This is a genomic window from Streptomyces sp. NBC_00016 (assembly GCF_045040885.1).
In the GTDB taxonomy this organism is placed as follows: Bacteria; Actinomycetota; Actinomycetes; order Streptomycetales; family Streptomycetaceae; genus Streptomyces; species Streptomyces coriariae.
The window spans coordinates 6,443,266-6,463,494 of the sequence record NZ_CP108304.1; the positions used below are offsets into that span (position 1 = coordinate 6,443,266).

13 protein-coding genes and 1 pseudogene are annotated in these 20,229 nt (G+C 71.4%); 10 read left to right on the plus strand and 4 right to left on the minus strand.

The genetic code is table 11. The features are described from left to right. Nucleotides 1-45: 45 nt before the first annotated feature. From OG933_RS28570 to galE, 7 genes and pseudogenes are all read left to right on the plus strand, one after another. Entirely contained in the window at nucleotides 46-810 is a 765-nt protein-coding gene (locus OG933_RS28570; protein ID WP_362524789.1) for a TIGR03936 family radical SAM-associated protein, read from the plus strand. A 277-nt stretch (nucleotides 811-1,087) separates the two neighbouring features. Next, nucleotides 1,088-5,211: pseudogene (locus OG933_RS28575) on the plus strand (ribonuclease E/G). A 507-nt stretch (nucleotides 5,212-5,718) separates the two neighbouring features. Beyond that, the gene (locus tag OG933_RS28580; protein WP_405629502.1) at nucleotides 5,719-6,834 is read left to right on the plus strand and encodes a DegT/DnrJ/EryC1/StrS family aminotransferase; all 1,116 of its coding nucleotides are present in this window, start codon (nucleotides 5,719-5,721) and stop codon (nucleotides 6,832-6,834) included. After that, the gene (locus OG933_RS28585) at nucleotides 6,831-7,856 is read left to right on the plus strand and encodes a Gfo/Idh/MocA family oxidoreductase (protein ID WP_362264474.1); all 1,026 of its coding nucleotides are present in this window, start codon (nucleotides 6,831-6,833) and stop codon (nucleotides 7,854-7,856) included. Before OG933_RS28580 ends, OG933_RS28585 begins: the two co-directional genes overlap by 4 nt. A gap of 110 nt (nucleotides 7,857-7,966) precedes the next feature. After that, on the plus strand, nucleotides 7,967-9,676 hold the full coding sequence (locus tag OG933_RS28590) for a glycosyltransferase family 2 protein (protein ID WP_405629504.1): 1,710 nt from the start codon (nucleotides 7,967-7,969) through the stop codon (nucleotides 9,674-9,676). Between the two features lie 9 nt (nucleotides 9,677-9,685). Next, nucleotides 9,686-10,969: a nucleotide sugar dehydrogenase gene (locus tag OG933_RS28595; protein WP_142264300.1), complete on the plus strand. Its 1,284-nt coding sequence runs from the start codon at nucleotides 9,686-9,688 to the stop codon at nucleotides 10,967-10,969. A 72-nt stretch (nucleotides 10,970-11,041) separates the two neighbouring features. Continuing rightward, on the plus strand, nucleotides 11,042-12,010 hold the full coding sequence (galE, locus tag OG933_RS28600) for a UDP-glucose 4-epimerase GalE (protein WP_405629507.1): 969 nt from the start codon (nucleotides 11,042-11,044) through the stop codon (nucleotides 12,008-12,010). Between the two features lie 83 nt (nucleotides 12,011-12,093). Here the strand turns inward: galE and OG933_RS28605 are convergent, their stop codons facing one another. The 4 genes from OG933_RS28605 to OG933_RS28620 form a co-directional block, all read right to left on the minus strand. After that, nucleotides 12,094-14,238, minus strand: coding sequence for a glycosyltransferase (locus OG933_RS28605; protein ID WP_405629509.1), 2,145 nt, complete (start codon nucleotides 14,236-14,238; stop codon nucleotides 12,094-12,096). After that, nucleotides 14,235-15,479, minus strand: a complete 1,245-nt coding sequence (locus tag OG933_RS28610) for a glycosyltransferase (RefSeq protein ID WP_020127803.1) — start codon at nucleotides 15,477-15,479, stop codon at nucleotides 14,235-14,237. The genes OG933_RS28605 and OG933_RS28610 overlap by 4 nt, the downstream gene beginning before the upstream one ends. Before the next feature lie 200 nt (nucleotides 15,480-15,679). Further along, nucleotides 15,680-16,783 (minus strand): non-hydrolyzing UDP-N-acetylglucosamine 2-epimerase, encoded by a 1,104-nt coding sequence (wecB, locus tag OG933_RS28615; RefSeq protein WP_054244908.1) that lies wholly within the window; start codon nucleotides 16,781-16,783, stop codon nucleotides 15,680-15,682. A 241-nt stretch (nucleotides 16,784-17,024) separates the two neighbouring features. Then, entirely contained in the window at nucleotides 17,025-17,627 is a 603-nt protein-coding gene (locus tag OG933_RS28620; RefSeq protein ID WP_054244907.1) for an acyltransferase, read from the minus strand. A 327-nt stretch (nucleotides 17,628-17,954) separates the two neighbouring features. Here OG933_RS28620 and rplU point away from each other — a divergent pair, with 327 nt between their 5' ends. From rplU to obgE, 3 genes are all read left to right on the plus strand, one after another. Then, a complete protein-coding gene (rplU, locus tag OG933_RS28625) occupies nucleotides 17,955-18,275 on the plus strand; it encodes a 50S ribosomal protein L21 (RefSeq protein WP_007381993.1) in 321 nt (106 codons plus the stop codon). Nucleotides 18,276-18,289: 14 nt separating this feature from the next. Then, nucleotides 18,290-18,544: a 50S ribosomal protein L27 gene (rpmA, locus tag OG933_RS28630; RefSeq protein ID WP_007381992.1), complete on the plus strand. Its 255-nt coding sequence runs from the start codon at nucleotides 18,290-18,292 to the stop codon at nucleotides 18,542-18,544. 112 nt (nucleotides 18,545-18,656) lie between these two features. Continuing rightward, nucleotides 18,657-20,093, plus strand: a complete 1,437-nt coding sequence (gene obgE / locus OG933_RS28635; protein ID WP_054244906.1) for a GTPase ObgE — start codon at nucleotides 18,657-18,659, stop codon at nucleotides 20,091-20,093. The last annotated feature ends 136 nt before the right edge of the window (nucleotides 20,094-20,229 follow it).

Below are 20,229 nucleotides of genomic sequence, written 5' to 3' on the forward strand. Positions count from 1 at the left end.
ACACTGGGCAAGCGACAGCCCGAAGGCCCGCCGCCCGCACCCGCGGTGCAGCGCATCCGACTGCGCTACACCAAGCGCGGCCGCCTCCGGTTCACCAGCCACCGTGACTTCCAGCGCGCCTTCGAGCGTGCGTTGCGCCGTGCCGAGGTGCCGATGGCGTACTCGGCGGGGTTCACGCCGCATCCGAAGGTGTCGTACGCCAATGCCGCACCCACCGGCACGGGCAGTGAGGCGGAGTATCTGGAGATCGCGCTCACCGCGGCGCGTGATCCGGAGAAGCTGAGAATCCTCCTCGACGAGTCGCTGCCCACCGGGCTCGACGTCGTCGACGCGGTCGAGGCCCGGACCTCGGGTCTTGCCGACCGGCTGACGGCCTCCGTATGGGAGCTGCGGCTGGACGGGGTGGACCCGGCCGACGCCGATCGCGCGGTGGAGGCCTTCAACCGGGCCGACGCCGTCGAGGTCCAGCGGATGGCCAAGAACGGCGTCCGAACCTTCGACGCCCGCGCCGCCGTCGTACAACTTGAGACGTACAGTGAACCTGCTGATAGGCCGACGGACCAGCCCTGTGCGATACTGCGGCTGGTTGTTCGGCACGTGACGCCTGCCGTACGACCCGACGACGTCCTGTCCGGTCTTCGCGCCGTGGCCGACCTGGCGCCGCCGGTCCCCGCTGCGGTGACCAGGCTGGCGCAGGGGCTGCTCGATGAAGAGACCGGCACGGTGACCGACCCGCTCGCGCCCGACCGCGAGGCAGCTCAGGCCCCCACAACGGCCGAACCCGCTGCCGCCGCGAAGGCGCCCGCGTAGGGAAGGTTCCGCGAAGGAACGTACGTCGTAGCGCCGCCCTGGTACTCGGGAGCCACCTGGGTCGGGCGGCGAACCGACCAGAAGACTTTCGCCAGGCCGTACGCATTCGGCATACGGAACCGGCGAGACAGGACACAGAGAGCTCCCGTGCGGCGCCCGCGCCCCGGACGGCGGCACCGCGCATCGCGCGAGCCGCGGACGTCAACGGCGATCGATCCCTCGTGATCGACGCCGGACCAGGCGCGGCGCCCGGGAGCCTGACGGGAGAAACGCCCGCATGCTCGAGCCAACCGAATCCGCAGAGTCCGCCACGGACTCCGACAACACCCCCAGCGACACCCTGCCGCCGCGTCGTCGGCGCCGTGCCGCTTCCCGGCCGGCGGGTCCGCCGGTCGCCGCCGCCGACACCTCGGCCGAGATCACCACGCCGGCCATACCGGCCGTGGAGTCCGCCGAGCAGTTGGCGGAGGAGGACCTCGAAGACGAGGTCACCGAGGCCGCTCAGGCCGACGGCACCGCCGACACCAAGGCCGAAGCCGCCGAGGCCGCGCCGCGTACCCGGCGCCGGGCCACCCGCCGTGCCTCCGCGCCCGCCGGGGCTCCGGCCGCCGCCGAGGCCGCCGAGACCGTTCTGCCCGTGGCCGCCGAGGTGAGCGCGCCCGCCGTGGAGGACGCCCCCGCCGAGGAGGCCGCCGCCGAGGACGCCGCTCCCCGCCGCAGCCGTCGCCGCGCCACGCGTCGCGTCGCGACGCCCTCCGAAGCCGCGGCCGAGGTCGTCGAGCCCGCCGTCGAGCCCGAGCCTGTCGCGCAGGTGGCGGACGAGGCGCCCGCCGAGGCCGCCCCCGTACGCGGCGCCGTGCCACCCGCCGGGCGACCGCGCCCGCCGGTGCGCCGGAGGCCGAGACGCCCGCCGTCGCCGCCGAGGCAGAGGCTCCGGCCGTCGCCGCCGAGCCCGAGGCGCCTGCCGTGACCGACGAGGCGCCCGCCGAGCCCGCTCCCCGGACCCGCCGTCGCGCCACCCGTCGGGTGACCGCGCCCGCCGAGGCCGAGGTTGCCGAGCCGGTCGTCGCCGCCGTCGCCCCCGTCGAAGAGGCGAAGGCTCCCGAGGCGCCTGCCGCCCCGGCCGAGGCCACGCCCGCCGCCGAGACCGCTCAGGCCGCCCAGTCCGCTCAGGCCGACGAGGACGCCGGTTCCCGTCGTGGGCGCCGTCGTGTGGTCCGCCGGGCCGCCGGAGGCTTCTCCGCGCCCTCGCAGGAGAGCGCGGAGGCCGACGCGCCGCGTCGTCCGGCGCGGCCCGCGGTCGCCGTGTTCCAGGCGCCCGTGTTCGCCGAGCCGCAGTTCCAGACACCGCAGCGGGCCGCGGCCGAGGCCGCCGCCGCCGAGACCGAGGTGCCGGAGGCCGAGGAGCCCGAAGAGGCCGAGGTCACTCAGGAGGCTCCGGAGGAGCCGACCGGGTCGCGTCGTCGCCGTCGTCGCCGCGCCGCCGGTTTCGGCGACGAGGCCGAGACCGGCCGGACCGCCGCGGCCGCCGCGCCCGTCGCGGCTCCCGCCGCGGACGAGTCGGAGACCGAGCCGGACGAGGCCGACGAGGCCGAGGACGTCGTCGACAGTGACGACGACACCGAGGAGACCGGGTCGCGCCGCCGTCGCCGTCGTGGTGGCCGTCGCCGCCGTCGTGGCGATGCCGCCGACGGCGAGGGCGACTCCGGCGAGGCCGAGTCCGACGACTTCGCCGCCGAGCAGGCCGCGCAGGACGCCGAGGACACCGCCGAGCAGGAGGACGAGGACGCGGAGGACGCCGAGGAGGACGCCGGTGGCTCCACCGCCGGCAGCCGTCGTCGCCGTCGCCGGCGTCGTCGTGCCGGTGACTCCTCTTCCGACGCCGAGCAGAGCGACGGGGACCCGGAGCGCACGGTCGTCAAGGTCCGTGAGCCGCGCAAGCCCTCCGAGCCGTCCGACGAGGTGCAGTCCATCAAGGGCTCGACCCGTCTCGAGGCCAAGAAGCAGCGCCGCCGGGAAGGCCGTGAGCAGGGCCGCCGACGGGTGCCGATCATCACCGAGGCCGAGTTCCTGGCCCGCCGCGAGGCCGTCGAGCGGGTGATGGTCGTCCGCCAGAGCGGCGAGCGCACCCAGATCGGCGTCCTGGAAGACAACGTGCTCGTCGAGCACTACGTCAACAAGGAGCAGGCCACCTCCTACGTCGGCAACGTGTACCTGGGCAAGGTCCAGAACGTGCTGCCGTCGATGGAGGCCGCCTTCATCGACATCGGCAAGGGGCGCAACGCCGTCCTGTACGCCGGTGAGGTCAACTTCGAGGCGCTCGGCATGGCCAACGGGCCGCGTCGCATCGAGGCCGCCCTCAAGTCGGGTCAGTCGGTCCTCGTCCAGGTGACGAAGGACCCGATCGGTCACAAGGGCGCCCGGCTGACCAGCCAGGTCTCGCTCCCGGGCCGCTACCTCGTGTACGTGCCCGAGGGCTCGATGACCGGCATCAGCCGCAAGCTGCCCGACACCGAGCGGGCCCGGCTGAAGACGATCCTCAAGAAGATCGTCCCCGAGGACGCGGGCGTCATCGTGCGCACCGCCGCCGAGGGCGCGAGCGAGGACGAGCTGCGCCGTGATGTCGAGCGGCTGCAGGGGCAGTGGGAGGACATCCAGAAGAAGGCGAAGAACGGCGGCAACGCGCCGACGCTGCTGTACGGCGAGCCGGACATGACCGTCCGGGTCGTGCGCGACATCTTCAACGAGGACTTCTCCAAGGTCATCGTCAGCGGTGACGAGGCCTGGTCGACCATCCACGGGTACGTCTCGCACGTCGCGCCCGACCTGGCCGACCGCCTGAACAGGTGGACCTCCGAGGTCGACGTCTTCGCCACGTACCGGATCGACGAGCAGCTCGCCAAGGCGCTGGACCGCAAGGTCTGGCTGCCCAGCGGCGGTTCGCTGGTGATCGACCGGACCGAGGCGATGGTCGTCGTCGACGTCAACACCGGCAAGTTCACCGGTCAGGGCGGCAACCTCGAGGAGACGGTCACCAGGAACAACCTGGAGGCGGCCGAGGAGATCGTGCGCCAGCTGCGGCTGCGCGACCTCGGCGGCATCATCGTGATCGACTTCATCGACATGGTGCTGGAGTCCAACCGGGACCTGGTGCTGCGGCGCCTGCTGGAGTGCCTGGGCCGCGACCGTACGAAGCACCAGGTCGCGGAAGTGACCTCGCTGGGGCTCGTGCAGATGACCCGTAAGCGGGTCGGCCAGGGACTGCTGGAGTCGTTCTCCGAGACCTGTGTGCACTGCAACGGGCGCGGGGTCATCGTCCACATGGAGCAGCCGACCGCGGTCGGTGGCGGCGGCAAGCGCAAGAAGCGCGGCCGCGGTGGCGACGGGCAGGGTCACGACCACGAGCACGACACGGTGACGGTCGACGTCGCCGAGTCGCTCGCGGGCGCCGGCCAGGAGACGGAGAGCGAGGCCGAGGTCGCCGCGGAGGTGGCAGAGCCGGTCGCGCTCGCGGCCCCCGAGTTCGCGCCGGACGAGGAGCTGTACAGCAGCATCGCCGAGGCGGAAGCCTCTGCCACGCGTGGCCGGGGTCGCCGTCGGGCGAGCCGCCGGGCGTCCGCTCCGGCGGGTGCGCCGAGGGGCGGCGCGTCGCGCAGGGCGGGCGGCTTCGAGGAGAGCGCCACGGAGGAGCCCGTCGAGGCTGCCGTCGAGGCGCCCACCGCGCAGGAGGTCACCGCCGAGGCGGAGGCCGAGCGTCCGGTGCAGCCGGCCGAGGCCGTCACCGCGCAGGCCGAGCCGGTCGCGGTCGAGGACCCGGTCGTCGTGGCCGCGGCCGCCGAGGCCCCCGTCGACGAGGCCGCGCCCAAGGGCCGTACCCGTCGTCGCGCCACCCGCAAGGTGTCCGCGCCGGCCGGTTCGCCCGCCGGGGCGGAGGCCGCCGTGCTGACGGTCGCCGAGCCGGCGGTCGCGCCGGCCCCGGCCGCCGAGGCCGCTGCGGTGGAGCAGGCCGAGGCGGAGCAGGTCGCCGAGCCCGTCGTCGAGAGCGCGGCTCCGGCCCGCCCGCGGCGCCGTGCCGTGCGCAAGGCCACCGCGCCGACCGCGTCCGAGGAGACGGCCGTCGTGGTCGTGCCTTCGGTCGCGGAGACCCCGGTCGAGGAGACCGAGGTGCCCGCCGAGGAGGCGGAGGCCGCTCCGGCTAAGAAGGCGGCCGCGCGCAAGACGGCGAAGAAGGCCACGGCGAAGAAGGCCGCCACCAAGAAGACGGCGGCGGTGAAGAAGACGGCCGCGAAGAAGACCGTCGCGAAGAAGACGACGGCGAAGAAGGCCGCGAAGGCGGTGTCGAAGACCACGGCGGCGGCCCAGCAGGGCCAGCCGACGGTCTCGGCCTCGACGGAGGAGTGACTCCGGTCCTTCCGGTTCCTTTCGGTTCCTTCTGGTTCCTTACGACTCCGTCCGACTCCGTCCGACTCCTCGTGATTCTGACTGAGTTCGGCTGAGCGTCACGCGGGCACCCGGTATCCTCCGGGTGCCCGCGTCGCATTGCGTTCAGCAGCGAGTTACCCTATGTCTCGCTTGTGACGGAGCGCACGCTCTCCGTGAGTTTCACTGTGGTAACCCTGGGGAAAATCGCTGTCCGCGTGCTGGTAACGTGCACTGTGGTCCCGGTGGCCAAAGATATGCACACCGTGACCCCGGCCGATGAGCACATCCGGTCTTCCAACCGGACACGGCTGACTTCCCGCAAGGAGCCCTCAGGGGGGCGGGGTCCTGTGTACAACCCGTCCGCCCCGCTCACCGGCATCGGCGGACAACACCAGGGATGCGGCCGTGCTGAGCATCGACACGGTCTCTTCCCGACCATGCAAGACGTGGTGCGGCTTAGAGGTCGCCGTAGAGGAGGGGATGTCGATGACCGACGCCCATGAGTTCGTACCGGCCGCCAAGCCCGTGATCGGCGAGGAGGAGATCGAGGCCGCGGTGCGCGTACTGCGCAGCGGCATGGTCGTCCAGGGGCCCGAAGTGGCCGCCTTCGAGGAGGAGTTCTCGGAGCTCGTCGACGGGCGTCACTGCGTCGCGGTCAACTCCGGCACCTCCGCGCTGCACCTGTCGCTCCTCGCCCTCGGCCTCGGCCCGGGCGACGAGGTCATCGTGCCGTCGTTCTCCTTCGCCGCCTCCGCCAACGCGGTACGGCTGGTCGGCGCCGACGTGGTCTTCGCCGACATCGACCCGGAGACGTACTGCCTCGACCCGGCCGCCGTCGAGGCCGCCCTGTCGCCGCGCACCGCCGCGATCATGCCGGTGCACCTGTACGGTCACCCGGCCGCCATGGACAAGATCATGGCGATCGCCGAGCAGCACGGACTCGCCGTGATCGAGGACGCCTGCCAGGCCCACGCGGCCGCGCTGAACGGCACCCCGGTCGGCGCCTTCGGTGCCGCGGGCACCTTCAGCTTCTACCCGACGAAGAACATGCACAGCCTCGAGGGCGGCATGATCTCCACCGGTGACGCGGAGACCGCCCGCACCCTGCGCCTGCTGCGCAACCAGGGCATGGAGAAGCGCTACGCCAACGAGATCGTCGGCGCCAACGTGCGCATGACGGACGTCTCCGCCGCCATCGGCCGCGTCCAGCGCGGCAAGCTGAACGGCTGGACCGAGCAGCGCATCGCCAACGCCGCGTACCTCACCGAGCACATCACCGCACCGAACGTGATCACGCCGAAGGTCGCCGAGGGCGCCCGGCACATCTACCACCAGTACACGGTGCGCGTCCTGGGCGACCGCGACGCCGCCATGGCCAAGCTGACCGAGGCCGGCATCGGCAACGCCGTGTACTACCCGACTCCCATCCACCGGCTGAAGCCGTACTGGGAGCCGGACCAGAAGGCGGGCCGTGACTGGGACCTGCCCGAAACGGACCGCGCGGCCGCCCAGGTAGTGTCCCTGCCCGTGCACCCGGCCCTGTCCGCCCAGGACCTGGAGCGCATCGCCACCGCCGTCAATGCTCTGGGGGAGCAACTGTGAGTACCGGGAAGTCGCTGCGAGCGGGACTCGTCGGCCTCGGTTCCATGGGGCGTCACCACGCCCGCGTCCTGTCGGGTCTGGAGGGCGTCGACCTCGTCGGCGTCGTCGACCCGATGGGCGACAAGTTCGGTGCCGCCCAGGGCGCGCCGATCCTGAACACCGTCGAGGAGCTCATCGCGCTCGGCGTGGACTACGCCGTCGTGGCCTGCCCCACCGCCCTGCACGAGCCGGTCGGTCTGGCGCTCGCCGAGGCCGGTGTGTGCGCGCTGGTCGAGAAGCCGGTCGCCGACACCGTCGAGGGCGCCCGTCGTCTCGTCGAGGCCTTCGAGTCGCGCGGCCTGGTGGCCGGCGTGGGTCACATCGAGCGCTGCAACCCGGCGCTGATGTCGCTGCGCGCCCGCCTGGAGGCCGGTGAGCTCGGTGACGTCTACCAGGTCGTCACCCGCCGCCAGGGCCCCTTCCCGCACCGCATCGCGGACGTCGGCGTCGTCAAGGACCTCGCCACCCACGACATCGACCTCACCGGCTGGGTGACCGGACGCCAGTACGTGTCCATCGCCGCGCACACCGTCTCCAAGAGCGGCCGTGAGCACGAGGACATGGTCTCCGCGGTGGGGCGTCTCGACGACGGCACCATGGTCAACCACCTGGTGAACTGGCTGAGCCCGCTCAAGGAGCGGTTCACCTCGGTCACCGGTGACCGCGGCTGCTTCATCGCCGACACCCTCACCGCCGACCTGACGTTCCACTCCAACGCCGCCGTGACCACCGAGTGGGAGGCCCTGCGGGCGTTCCGCGGGGTGTCCGAGGGCGACATGATCCGGTACGCCATCCCGAAGCGCGAGCCGCTCCAGGTCGAGCACGAGCTGTTCCGGGACGCGGTACTCGGCAAGCCCGCCGACATCTGCACCCTGCGCCAGGGCATGCGTACCGTCGAGGTGGCGGCCGCGGTCCTCGAGTCGGCGAACACCGACCGCAGTGTGTCCCTTCTGCCGGAGGATCTGGCCGCAGATGGCAGCTGAGCATCACACATCGGGGGAACGGTGCGTGCTCGGCAGGACTCCTATGTTCTGTGAGACTTTCCCCGCAGGACCCAGCCGGCCGTCGGCTGTCGGAGACCAGGAGTCGGAGCATGTCTGCTGCGCCTGACGTCAGCGTCATCGTTGCCGTCTACAACACGATGCCCTACCTGACGGAGTGCCTGAACTCCCTCGTCGGGCAGAGCATCGGCCGTGAGCGCCTGGAGATCGTCGCCGTGGACGACGGCTCCACCGACGACAGCGGCCCCGAGCTGGACCGGTTCGCGGCGCTGTACCCGGACACCGTCAAGGTGCTCCACCAGCCGAACTCCGGCGGCCCGGCCGCGCCCAGCAACCGGGCGCTGGACGTGGCCACCGGCCGTTACGTGTACTTCATCGGCTCCGACGACTACCTCGGCGAGGAAGCGCTGGAGCGGATGGTGGACTGCGCCGACCAGCACGGCTCCGACGTCGTGGTCGGCAAGATGGTCGGCACCAACGGCCGTTACGTGCACCAGGCGCTGTACAAGCAGAACGACCCGGACGTCAGCCTGTACCACTCCGCGCTGCCCTTCACGCTGGCCAACACCAAGCTGTTCCGCCGGGACCTGGTCGAGAAGTACAAGCTGCGTTTCCCCGAGCACCTGCCCGTGGGCAGCGACCAGCCGTTCACCATCGAGGCGTGCGTGCGCGCGAAGAAGATCTCGGTGGTGGCCGACTACACCTGCTACTACGCGGTCAAGCGCGGCGACGCCAGCAACATCACCTACCGGGCCGACCACCTGGCGCGGCTGCGGGCCGCCGCCGAGATCATGGACTTCACGGCCGGTCTCGTCGAGGCGGGTCCCGAGCGGGACGCGCTGCTGCGCCGGCACTTCACCTGGGAGCTCGCCAAGCTCGTCCAGGACGACTTCCCGGGCCTGGACCGTGAACTCCAGCGGCAGATCTGCGCGGGCATCGCGCGGCTCGCCGACGTCTACTTCACCGACGGCATCCGTGACGCGATGGACGTCAAGCGCCGGGTGCGCATCGCCCTGGCCCGGGCCGGCGCGATCGACGAGCTCGCCGAGGCGATCAGCTCGGAGAAAGAGCACGGGGCGCCGCCGTTCGTCCTCGAGGGCGAGCGCGCCTACGCCCGGTACGCCGGTTTCCGCGACCCGCGCATCGGTCTGGCCGACCGGGTCTACGAGCTGGTCGGGGAGTCGGTGCCGGGCCGTCTCGCCCAGGGCACCGAGCTGCTGGCCTCCGCCTGGGAGCAGCAGGGCGAGGCGCTCACGTACACGCTGTCCGTGCGGGTGCCGGTGCTCGGCGACGTCGACGGCGCGGTGCTGCGGCTCGCCGACAAGGCCATGCCCAAGTCGGCCGACAAGCCCGGCGCGCGCCGGCTGAAGGCGGGCCACGTGCTGCCGGCGCCGGTGGGCGAGGTCACCCTCGAACCTTCCGAGGACGGCGCGGCCACCGTGCTGCACGCCCGGGTCCCGCTGGCGTACGTCACCGCGAAGCGGGGCGTGCGGGTATACCTGGACGTGGCCGGTTCGACGTACGAGATTCCCGTACGGGGCAAGGACCTGCCCATGCCGCTGGCGCGCCAGTGGGGCCGGGAGGGGGACCCCTACCGGGCGTCGGCCGTGGTGAACGACAAGGGGCGTGTCGTGATCGACACGGCCCAGATGTACCCGCCGAAGATCACGGTGCTCCGCCGGGGGCTCGAGAGACTCGTGCGGAAACTGAAGTCCGGGGCCGGCCGCCTGAAGCGGGCGGTCGGCGCCAAGAAGTCCAAGCCGAACGGCTCCAAGAAGCCGACCGGTTCCAAAAGGAAGTAGCGACCCTCCATGAACATCTGTGTAGTAGCACTCGGCAAGATCGGCCTGCCGCTGGCCGTGCAGTTCGCCTCCAAGGGCCACCGGGTCATCGGCGCGGACGTCAACGAGAAGGTCGTCGAGCTGGTCAACGCCGGCGTCGAGCCGTTCCCCGGCGAGCACGACCTCGACGTCAAGCTGAAGCAGGCCGTCGACGCCGGGCTGCTGAGCGCGACCACGGACACCGCGTCCGCCGTCGCCGAGTCCGAGGCCGTCGTCGTGGTCGTCCCGCTGTTCGTGGACGCCGAGGGCACCCCGGACTTCGGCTGGATGGACTCCGCGACGAAGGCGATCGCCCAGGGCCTCAAGCCCGGCACGCTCGTCAGCTACGAGACCACGCTGCCGGTCGGCACCACCCGCACCCGCTGGGCGCCGATGCTGGCCGAGGGCTCGGGGCTGACCGCGGGCGAGGACTTCCACCTGGTGTTCTCCCCGGAGCGCGTGCTGACCGGCCGGGTCTTCGCCGACCTGCGCCGCTACCCCAAGCTGGTCGGTGGCATCGACGAGGCGTCGAGCGCCCGTGGTGTGGAGTTCTACGAGCAGGTCCTGGACTTCGACGAGCGCGCCGACCTGCCCCGGCCGAACGGCGTGTGGGACCTGGGCACCGCCGAGGCCTCCGAGCTGGCCAAGCTCGCCGAGACGACCTACCGGGACGTCAACATCGGCCTGGCGAACCAGTTCGCGCGCTTCGCCGACAGCAACGGCATCGACGTCAAGAAGGTCATCGAGGCCTGCAACTCGCAGCCCTACAGCCACATCCACCAGCCGGGCATCGCCGTCGGCGGTCACTGCATCCCGATCTACCCGCGGATGTACCTGTGGAACGACCCGGCCGCGACCGTCGTGCGCTCCGCCCGTGAGGCGAACGCCGCGATGCCCGAGTACGCCGTCGACCTGCTGGCCGCCGCCTACGGCGACCTGACCGGTGTGAACGTGCTGGTGCTGGGCGCCGCCTACCGCGGTGGCGTGAAGGAGACCGCCTTCTCCGGCGTGTTCCCGACCGTCGAGGCTCTCAAGGCGCGGGGCGCGGTGCCGTTCGTCTCGGACCCGATGTACACGGACGAGGAGCTCGCCGCCCACGGTCTCACCCCGCACGCGGGCGAGAAGGTCACCGCGGCGATCCTCCAGGCCGACCACGCCGAGTACCGCACGCTGACCCCGGCCGACCTGCCGGACGTCACGGTCCTGGTCGACGGTCGCCGTACGACGGACCCGGAGGCCTGGAAGGGCGTCCGCCGCGTCGTCATCGGCGGCTGACGCTCGTACGCGAACAACCTCGTGGCCCCGTCCCGTGTCTGGGGCGGGGCCCTGGTGCAGGAAGGTTTTCCCATGTCCTGGCTGATCACGGGCGGCGCCGGTTTCATCGGCTCGCATGTCGTGAAGGCGATGACGGACGCCGGTGAGCCGGTCGTCGTCCTCGACGACCTGAGCACGGGCCGGGCCGAGCGGCTCCCGGACGGTGTGGTGCTGGAGGTCGGCACGGTGCTCGACGGCGACACCGTCGAGCGGGTGCTGCGCGAGCACGGCATCACCGGCATCGTGCACATCGCGGGCAAGAAGCAGGTGGGCGAGTCCGTGGACCGGCCGCTGTACTACTACCGCGAGAACGTCGAGGGCATGCGGGTCCTGCTGGACGCGGCCGTCGCCGCGGGAGTCGCCCGGTTCCTGTTCTCCTCGTCCGCCGCCGTGTACGGCATGCCCGACGTCGACCTCGTCACCGAGAAGACGCCGTGCGCGCCGATCAACCCCTACGGCGAGACCAAGCTCGCCGGCGAGTGGCTGGTCGGGGCGGTCGGTGCCCGGCACGGGATGGCGACCGCCTCGCTGCGCTACTTCAACGTGGCTGGCGCGGCCACGCCCGAGCTGGGCGACGACGGCGTCTACAACCTCGTTCCGATGGTCTTCGAGCGGCTCGAGGCGGGTGAGGCGCCGCGGATCTTCGGTGACGACTATCCGACGCCCGACGGGACCTGCGTCCGCGACTACATCCACGTCGAGGACATCGCCGCCGCGCATGTCGCCGCCGCCCGACGGCTGGCCGCCGATCCCGAGGCCCGGCTGGTCCTCAACATCGGCCGTGGCGAGGGTGTCTCGGTCGCCGAGATGATCGGCGTCATCCAGGACGTCACCAGACGCGCGGAGGCCGGGCCCGACGTGTCCGCCCGTCGTCCGGGCGACCCGGCCCGGGTCGTGGCCTCCGCCGACCTCATCCACCAGGAGCTCGGCTGGAGCGCGGAGCGCGGCGTGCGGGAGATGGTGGAGTCGGCGTGGGCGGGGTGGCGGCTGCGGCACCCGTGAGCGCACGAGCAGGCGCATGAGTGAGGGCCCCCGGGATCATCCCGGGGGCCCTCACTCATGCGGCGAAGACGGCGAAGAGCCGGTCAGCCCTCTTCGAGGAGCAGCTTCTCGAAGTGCTTCTGCACCACGGGCCAGTCCCACACGGTCAGCGCGTGCTCGGTGGCGAGCTTGCCCGCCGCGCGCCAGGACTCCTCCGTGGCCGTGATCTTCAGGATCCGCTCGGCCGCCTCGGCGGGGGAGGCCACGACCCAGCCCTCGGGGTAGAGGGTGCGGGCGCTGTTGGGCTTGCCCGCGTAGAACGGCCAGTCGCGGGCGACGGGCACGGCACCGCTGGCCGCGCCCTCCATCAGACCGACGTGGCAGCCCTCGCGCACGGAGGAGCTGATGATCGTGCCGATCTCGACGAGCTTCGACGGGACGTCGTCCGTCGGGCCGAGCCGGACCACCGCGCCGGACTCCTCCAGCGGGGCCAGCAGTTCCTCGAACTCGGCCAGGTAGTCCTTGGTGGCCTGGCTGGTCTTCGGGTCCATGTCGCCGCCGACCAGGAGCAGCCGGTAGCGCTCGTCGTGCCTGCGGACCCGCTCCAGGACGTCCAGGGCCCACTTCGGGTCCTTGGCGACCTGGCTGATGCCGACCAGACCGAGGTTGAAGCGGGCCTCGGCCGGCTTCGTGCGGTTGAAGCCCGACAGGTCCATGGCGTTGTCGATGAGGTGGAACCGCGGGGCCTGCTCGCCGCGCAGCGTCGGCACCAGCGAGGCGGTGAGGTCCTTCACGTGCGGGGCGACGAAGACGAGGTCGTCGATCCGGGAGAAGTCCGTCATGTGCGGCCAGCGGGTGAACGCCTCGTAGCTGTGCAGGCGCACGACGATCCGGGTGTCGCCCGGGTCGATCGTGGTGAGCATGCCGGCCGGACCGGCCGCCCACTCCAGGAACACGGTGTCGGCCCAGTCGAGGTGCGGGCGCATCAGGCGCTCCACCTCTTCCTGGTAGTCGCTCGTGTCGCCCGCCAGCCGGTCCTTGAGCATGCGCGGGGCGGCCCAGGAGATCCGCTTCAGGTGCTTGTTCGCGGCCAGGTCGAGGTAGCGCAGCTCGACGTCCGGGTGGTCGGCGAAGTGCTCCTTGACCAGGTGCAGGAAGTTGTCGTTGGCGCTCGTCGTCACCAGCAGCCGCAGCGGGCGGTCGGTGGGGGCGGGTGCGGCGGGCACCTTGCGGCCGCGGGGGCGGCTCAGTGCCTGGAACGCCTTGGAGCGGTGCAGCGGGGCGACGAAGCCCTCGGCGTCCTTCGCCAGCGGCGAGGACAACTGGTCGATGTGCAGCACCCGGTGGAAGTGCAGGAACAGGGTGCGGTTGAGCGCCTCGGCCGCCTCGTCGGTCTTGCCCCTGGCGAAGAGCGCGTCGGCGTTCGCGAGCTGGGCCGCTACCGCCTTGCCCAGGAAGCGGGGGCTGATGCCCTTCTTCAGCTCCTGCATGACGCCCTCGTTGTAGAGGTCCGCCCGCAGCTGGAGGTCCGGGATCTTCGAGGCGGCGTCCGCGAGGGTGAGCGCGGCACCGCTGGTGCGGCCCGCCCACTGCATGCCCTCGGCGACGTACCGCGAGGTCGCGGCGCGCACCTTTATGGGCATCCCGGGCGCGGTCACGGCCGAGCGCCACAGGCGGGCGCCGACGCCGGAACGCATCACGGGCCGCGGGGTCACGGTGCGGACCAGCTGCGCGGGCAGCCGGTCGACCGAGCGCTTCACATCACGGGCGACGGCGCTCAGCGGTGGCAGGACGGTGGAGTGGCGGGCCGTGGTGCCGCCCTGCGCCTTGAGTTCCTCGACGGCCTTCAGCGCGGGCGCCAGCCCGAACCTGGCCGCGGCGGTGCGGTTGTACTCGGCGAGCCGCCACACCGTGTACACGGCGGCCACGTCCAGGGCGACGAGCACGTCGGCCTTGCGGCCGTGGGAGCGCAGCCACGAGTCGCTGCGCACCTGCGTCCAGTTGCGCAGGCCGCGCGGGGCCTTGCCGAGCCGACGGCGCACGGCCTGGCTGCGGTGCTTGAGGGTGCGCGGCAGCTGGTGCGCACCGGCCAGCTCGACCTGGGCGAGTTCCTCCGGGACGCCCTCGGCCTCCAGGTGGAACATGCCCGCCAGGTGCACGCGCGCGCCCTGGGCGTTGAACTTGCGCACCGTGTCCGCGAGCACGCCGAAATTCGGCCGGACGGACGCCACGAGCAGGACTTCGGTCACTTGGCGAGCTCCTCGACAAGGTTCTTGACGGCGACGGACATCAGCGCCTCACGAGTGAACTGGTCGGCGTGGGCCATCGCGTCGGCGTGCTCCTCGTCGGTGGTCTCCACCGCCATGTGGGCGGCCTTGATGAAGGACTCGGTCAGGCCCGCCTCGTCGATGCCGGGGGCGCCGGTCCACAGCGGGTGGCCCCTCAGCACGTTCGAGGCGTCGTGCTCGACGGCGTGCGCCGACACGATCGGCAGACCCGTCGCCATGTACTCGTACACCTTGCCGGAGGTCACGAACCGGCCGCCGATGAGGATCAGCACCATGGCGTCCCAGCTGGCGTAGATCGAGGAGACCTCGGCCTTGGCCGCGGGACCGCCGAAGACGACGCCGTCGGCCTCGGCCTCCTTGAAGACCTCGGCGTGTCGGTTCGCACCGCGGGTGGCGCCGTTGCCGAGATGGCCGCGCAGCTCGAAGCGCGCGTTCGCCAGCAGCGGCTCCTTGGCGCGGGCGGCGCGCCAGGCGTTCAGCACCGTCTCCAGGTGCGGAACGGTGAAGTTGACCGTGCCGAGGTAGCCGAAGACGAGACCCGACTCGGCGTCGGGGTTGTGCGCCCGGCCCGGCGAGCTGTCCGCGTCGTAGCCGTTGCGGACGACGTGCACGCGGTCGGCGAAGTCGGGGTAGCGCCGCCGGTAGTGCTCGGCGATGGGGTCGTTGACGACCCACAGCGACACCGCGTGGTCCAGGATCTTCTGTTCCCAGACGCCCTCGGCGGAGTCGCGGGCGAAGGCCTCGACGCCGTCGATGACGTCGATGGACCAGCCGTCGCGGAAGTCCACCGCGTACGGCACCTTCGCTTCCTCCCACAGCTTCCAGGCCGCGGCGAGGTTCACGTACGGCACGCAGCTGGCGAGCAGCAGGTCCGCCGGGTTCTCCCGGTGGATGCGCAGCACGGCCTGCTCGAGGTCGTCGCGCCACTCACCGAAGTTCGGCTCCGGGAAGTTCTCGGTCTGGCGCTTGCGGAGCTTGGCGACCCAGCCGTTGGGGTCGAGGGCACGCGCCTCGTCGAAGAGGCGGATGTCCGTCTCGAGATCCTCGCGCGCCAGCGGCAGTTCGACGATCTTCACCCGGGGGTCGACCTGGTCCAGCAGGGAGAGGTCGATGCCCGAGTCGAGTTCCCAGGACTCCCGGGCGATGTTGACGACCGTGACGTCCCAGCCGACCTTCACGAACTGGTTGGCGGTCTCGCGCATCCGGTACGTGGAGCTCTTGGCGGCCGGGGGGAACCCGATGGCGAGATAGATGACGTGCGGTCGCTTGCCTTCCGCAGGCGGCCCGGACGGGGGAGACGATGACATAGCGGTTGACGCTAGCACGCTGACATGCACGGACTGTGGGTCACATGTGGCCGTCCGCAGGCGGACGGCCACGCTCCCCTGTTCCGTATCTCATGTCAGGCGGGCCGGCTGCCCCCCTTCCATTCCTCCATGAGACGGACGACGTTGTGCGCCGCGCGGCCGTCGCCGTACGGGATGCCGGGGTCGTCGGTCGGCACGGTGCGGGTCACGGTCTCGGCCCATTCCTGGGGCGACAGCGTGTGCGGGTCGGGTACAAGGACGTTCCAGCCCGTGTTGACGGTTTCCACCCACTCGGTCTCCGGGCGGATCGTGGTGCAGATGCGCTCCAGCAGGAACGCCTCCTTCTGGAGACCGCCGGAGTCCGTCACCACGCCCACGGAGGCCAGCACGGCGGCGACCAGGCTCGCGTACGGCAGCGGGCGGCCGACGTGCAGGTTGCCCTGGGCCAGGTCGATGCCGTGCTCGTGGGCGCGGGCGACGAGCCGCGGGTGGGCGGCGAGCGCCACCGGCACCGGCAGCTTGGCGAGCGAGTCGACGATCGCGGCGAGCCGCTCGGGGTCGTCGGTGTTGTCCGGGCGGTGCAGGGTCGCCAGCAGGAAGGGCTGCGTCGGGTCGATGCCCTCGGGCAGCTCCGGCGCCGGGAACTCACCGGCGCGGACCTGGTCGCGGATGCGCAGGCAGATGTCGACCATCACGTCGCCGGCCAGTCGGGCGCGGTCGGCGAGGCCCTCGTTCGCGAGGTGGCGCATGGCCTCCTCGGTGGGCGCGAGGAGCAGGTCGGCGCTGTGGTCGGTGAGGACGCGGTTGTGCTCCTCCGGCATCCGCCGGTTGAAGGAGCGCAGGCCCGCCTCCAGGTGCGCCACGGGCAGGTGCATCTTCACGGCCGACAGCGCGCCGGCGATGGTGGAGTTCGTGTCGCCGTAGACGAGCACCCAGTCGGGCTGCTCACGGTCGAGGACCGGGTCGAGCGCGGAGAGGACGGCGCCGGTCTGCACGCCGTGGCTGCCGGAGCCGACCCCGAGGTGGACATCGGGATCCGGGATGCCGAGTCCGGAGAAGAAGACGTCCGAGAGGTCGGCGTCGTAGTGCTGCCCGGTGTGCACGATGACGTGCTCGTGCTCGGTTTCGGCGAAGGCGGCCGCGATGGGTGCGAGCTTCACCAACTGGGGACGGGCGCCGACGATGCTGATGACTTTCACAGAGCACTCTTCTTCTGGGGCGGGCAGGTGGGGGGCGAGCAAAGGAAATGGTAGGCAAAGGGTTGGACGCGCCGGATCCGCAGTGGGTTGCCCTGTCGGGGGAGCGGGTCCTGTCGTGTCCTGTCCATGTCCGTCCAAGCCGTGGTCAGAACACGGCTTTCGGGCTTCGGCCCACTCGCATAACGATTTCGTGAACCTTGCGTTCACGGGTACGTAAATCGGGTCAACGCGGACGGGCCGCCTACGCGGTGCGCTCGACCAGCGTGCCGTCCTTCTCGTCGTAGCGGGAGCCGGTCTCCGGGCACTCCCACACCCCGGGCTCCCCGTCCCGCTCCACCAGCCGGACGCCGGCCCGGCCGACCCAGCCGACCCGGCGGGCCGGGACGCCCACGACCAGCGCGAAGTCCGGCACGTCCTTGGTGACGACGGCGCCCGCGGCGACCATCGCCCAGCGGCCGATCGTGAGGGGCGCGACACACACCGCGCGCGCCCCGATGGACGCCCCGTCGGCGATGCGCACGCCGACGGCCTCCCAGTCGCCGCCGCGCTTCTGCTTGCCCTCGGGGTCCACGGAGCGCGGGTTGTGGTCGTTGGTGAGGACGACGGCGGGGCCGATGAAGACGCCGTCGCCGAGCTCGGCCGGCTCGTAGACCAGCGCGTAGTTCTGGAGCTTGCAGTTGTCGCCCATGCGGACACCGGAACCGACGTACGCCCCACGGCCGACCACGCAGCCCTCGCCGAGCCGCGCGCCCTCCCGGATCTGGGCGAGGTCCCACACACTGCTCCCGGCGCCGATCTCGGCACCCGCGTCGACCTGGGCGCTGGGCTGGACCCTGTAGTTCACTTCTCCGCCTTCCGGTGTCTGGCTACGCCCGGCGAGCATACGGGCAGGGGTGGCGCCCCCGACGGGGACGGCCCCTGCCCGCACCGGCGTGTGCGGGCGGTGCTGCGTCGGCGGTGAGGGTTGCTGCCGGGCGGACGGCCCGGTTTGACCCCTCAAGCCGGGGCCCGTAGCCTTGACCCTCGGCGTGTCGGCTGACATGTCACATCCCCGTAAACCCTCTTCCTCCCGGGTGCCGGTTACCTCGGTGGTCGGGAGAGGCCGTCCGTGTTCGATCCCGGGTGGCTGGACTGCGGGGATGCCGTCCCAGAGCGAGAGAGTGAGATCCGCGTGTACGCCATCGTGCGCAGCGGTGGTCGCCAGCACAAGGTTGCTGTCGGCGACATCGTTGAGGTTGACAAGATTTCCACTGCCAAGGTTGGCGACACGGTCGAGCTCTCGACCCTGCTCGTTGTCGACGGCGACGCTGTGACCAGCGACCCGTGGGTGCTGGCCGGCATCAAGGTCCAGGCCGAGGTCGTGGACCACCACAAGGGCGTCAAGATCGACATCCTTCGCTACAAGAACAAGACCGGCTACCGCCGTCGTCAGGGCCACCGCCAGCAGTACACGGCGATCAAGGTCACTGAGATCCCCGCGGCTGCGAAGTAAGGGACTGAGGAGACATGGCACACAAGAAGGGCGCATCGTCCACCCGGAACGGTCGCGACTCCAATGCCCAGCGGCTCGGCGTGAAGCGCTTCGGCGGTCAGGTCGTCAACGCGGGTGAGATCCTGGTCCGCCAGCGCGGCACGCACTTCCACCCCGGTGCGGGCGTCGGCCGTGGCGGCGACGACACGCTGTTCGCGCTGAACGCCGGTGCGGTGGAGTTCGGTACCCACCGTGGCCGCAAGGTCGTGAACATCGTTCCGGTCGCCTGATCGGAAGCTTTCGCGAGGCGGACCTCACTTCCCGTGTGGGAAGGCGGGTCCGCCTTTCGCGTGTTAGGCAGTAAGAAACCCGTACGTTTTCGCAGTGCTGGAGGCACCTACCATGACCACCTTCGTGGACCGCGTCGAACTCCATGTCGCCGCGGGTAACGGAGGCCACGGCTGTGCCTCCGTCCACCGTGAGAAGTTCAAGCCGCTCGGTGGCCCCGACGGGGGCAACGGCGGCCGTGGCGGCGATGTGATCCTGGTCGTCGACCAGTCGGTCACCACGCTCCTCGACTACCACCACAAGCCCCACCGCAGCGCCACCAACGGCAAGCCCGGCGAGGGCGGCAACCGCTCCGGCAAGGACGGCCAGGACCTGATCCTGCCGGTCCCGGACGGCACCGTGATCCAGGACAAGGCCGGCAACGTGCTGGCGGACCTGGTCGGCCACGGCACCTCGTTCGTCGCCGCCCAGGGCGGCCGCGGCGGTCTCGGCAACGCGGCGCTGGCCTCGGCCCGCCGCAAGGCGCCCGGCTTCGCGCTGCTCGGCGAGCCCGGCGACCTCCAGGACATCGTCCTGGAGCTGAAGACGGTCGCGGACGTGGCCCTCGTCGGCTACCCGAGCGCGGGCAAGTCGTCGCTGATCTCCGTCCTGTCCGCCGCCAAGCCGAAGATCGCGGACTACCCGTTCACGACCCTGGTCCCGAACCTGGGCGTGGTGACGGCCGGCTCCACCGTCTACACGATCGCCGACGTGCCGGGCCTGATCCCGGGCGCCAGCCAGGGCAAGGGCCTGGGTCTGGAGTTCCTGCGCCACGTAGAGCGGTGCAGCGTCCTCGTGCACGTGCTGGACACGGCGACCCTGGAGTCCGAGCGCGACCCGCTCTCCGACCTCGACATGATCGAGGAGGAGCTCAAGCAGTACGGCGGCCTCGGCAACCGGCCGCGGCTCGTGGTGCTGAACAAGATCGACGTACCGGACGGCAAGGACCTCGCCGAGATGGTCCGCCCGGATCTGGAGGCGCGCGGCTACCGCGTCTTCGAGGTGTCCGCGGTCGCCCACATGGGCCTCAAGGAGCTGTCCTTCGCCGTCGCCGAGATGGTGGGCGCCGCGCGCGCGGCCAGGCCGAAGGAGGAGGCGACCCGGATCGTCATCCGTCCCAAGGCGGTCGACGACACCGGCTTCACCGTCACGCTGGAGGAGGACGGCCTGTTCCGCGTGCGGGGCGAGAAGCCCGAACGCTGGGTGCGGCAGACCGACTTCAACAACGACGAGGCCGTCGGCTACCTCGCCGACCGGCTCAACCGCCTCGGTGTGGAGGCCGCGTTGATGAAGGCGGGCGCCCGTGGTGGCGACGGCGTCGCCATCGGCCCCGAGGACAACGCGGTCGTCTTCGACTGGGAGCCGTCCGTGACCGCCGGCGCCGAGATGCTCGGCCGACGGGGCGAGGACCACCGCTTCGAGGAGCCGCGTCCCGCCACCCAGCGCCGCCGGGACAAGCAGGCCGAACGCGACGAGGCGACCCAGGAGTTCGAGGGCTTCGAGCCCTTCTAACCTCTCCGGGCTTCCAGCCTCTCCGGGCCTTCCGGCCCCGTTTTGCGGACCCGTGGTGGTCGGCCGTCCGTCGGCCGGCCGCCACGGGTTTCTCGTTGTCCCCCCACTTGTCATGCACGCGAATTCCTGAGTTCAG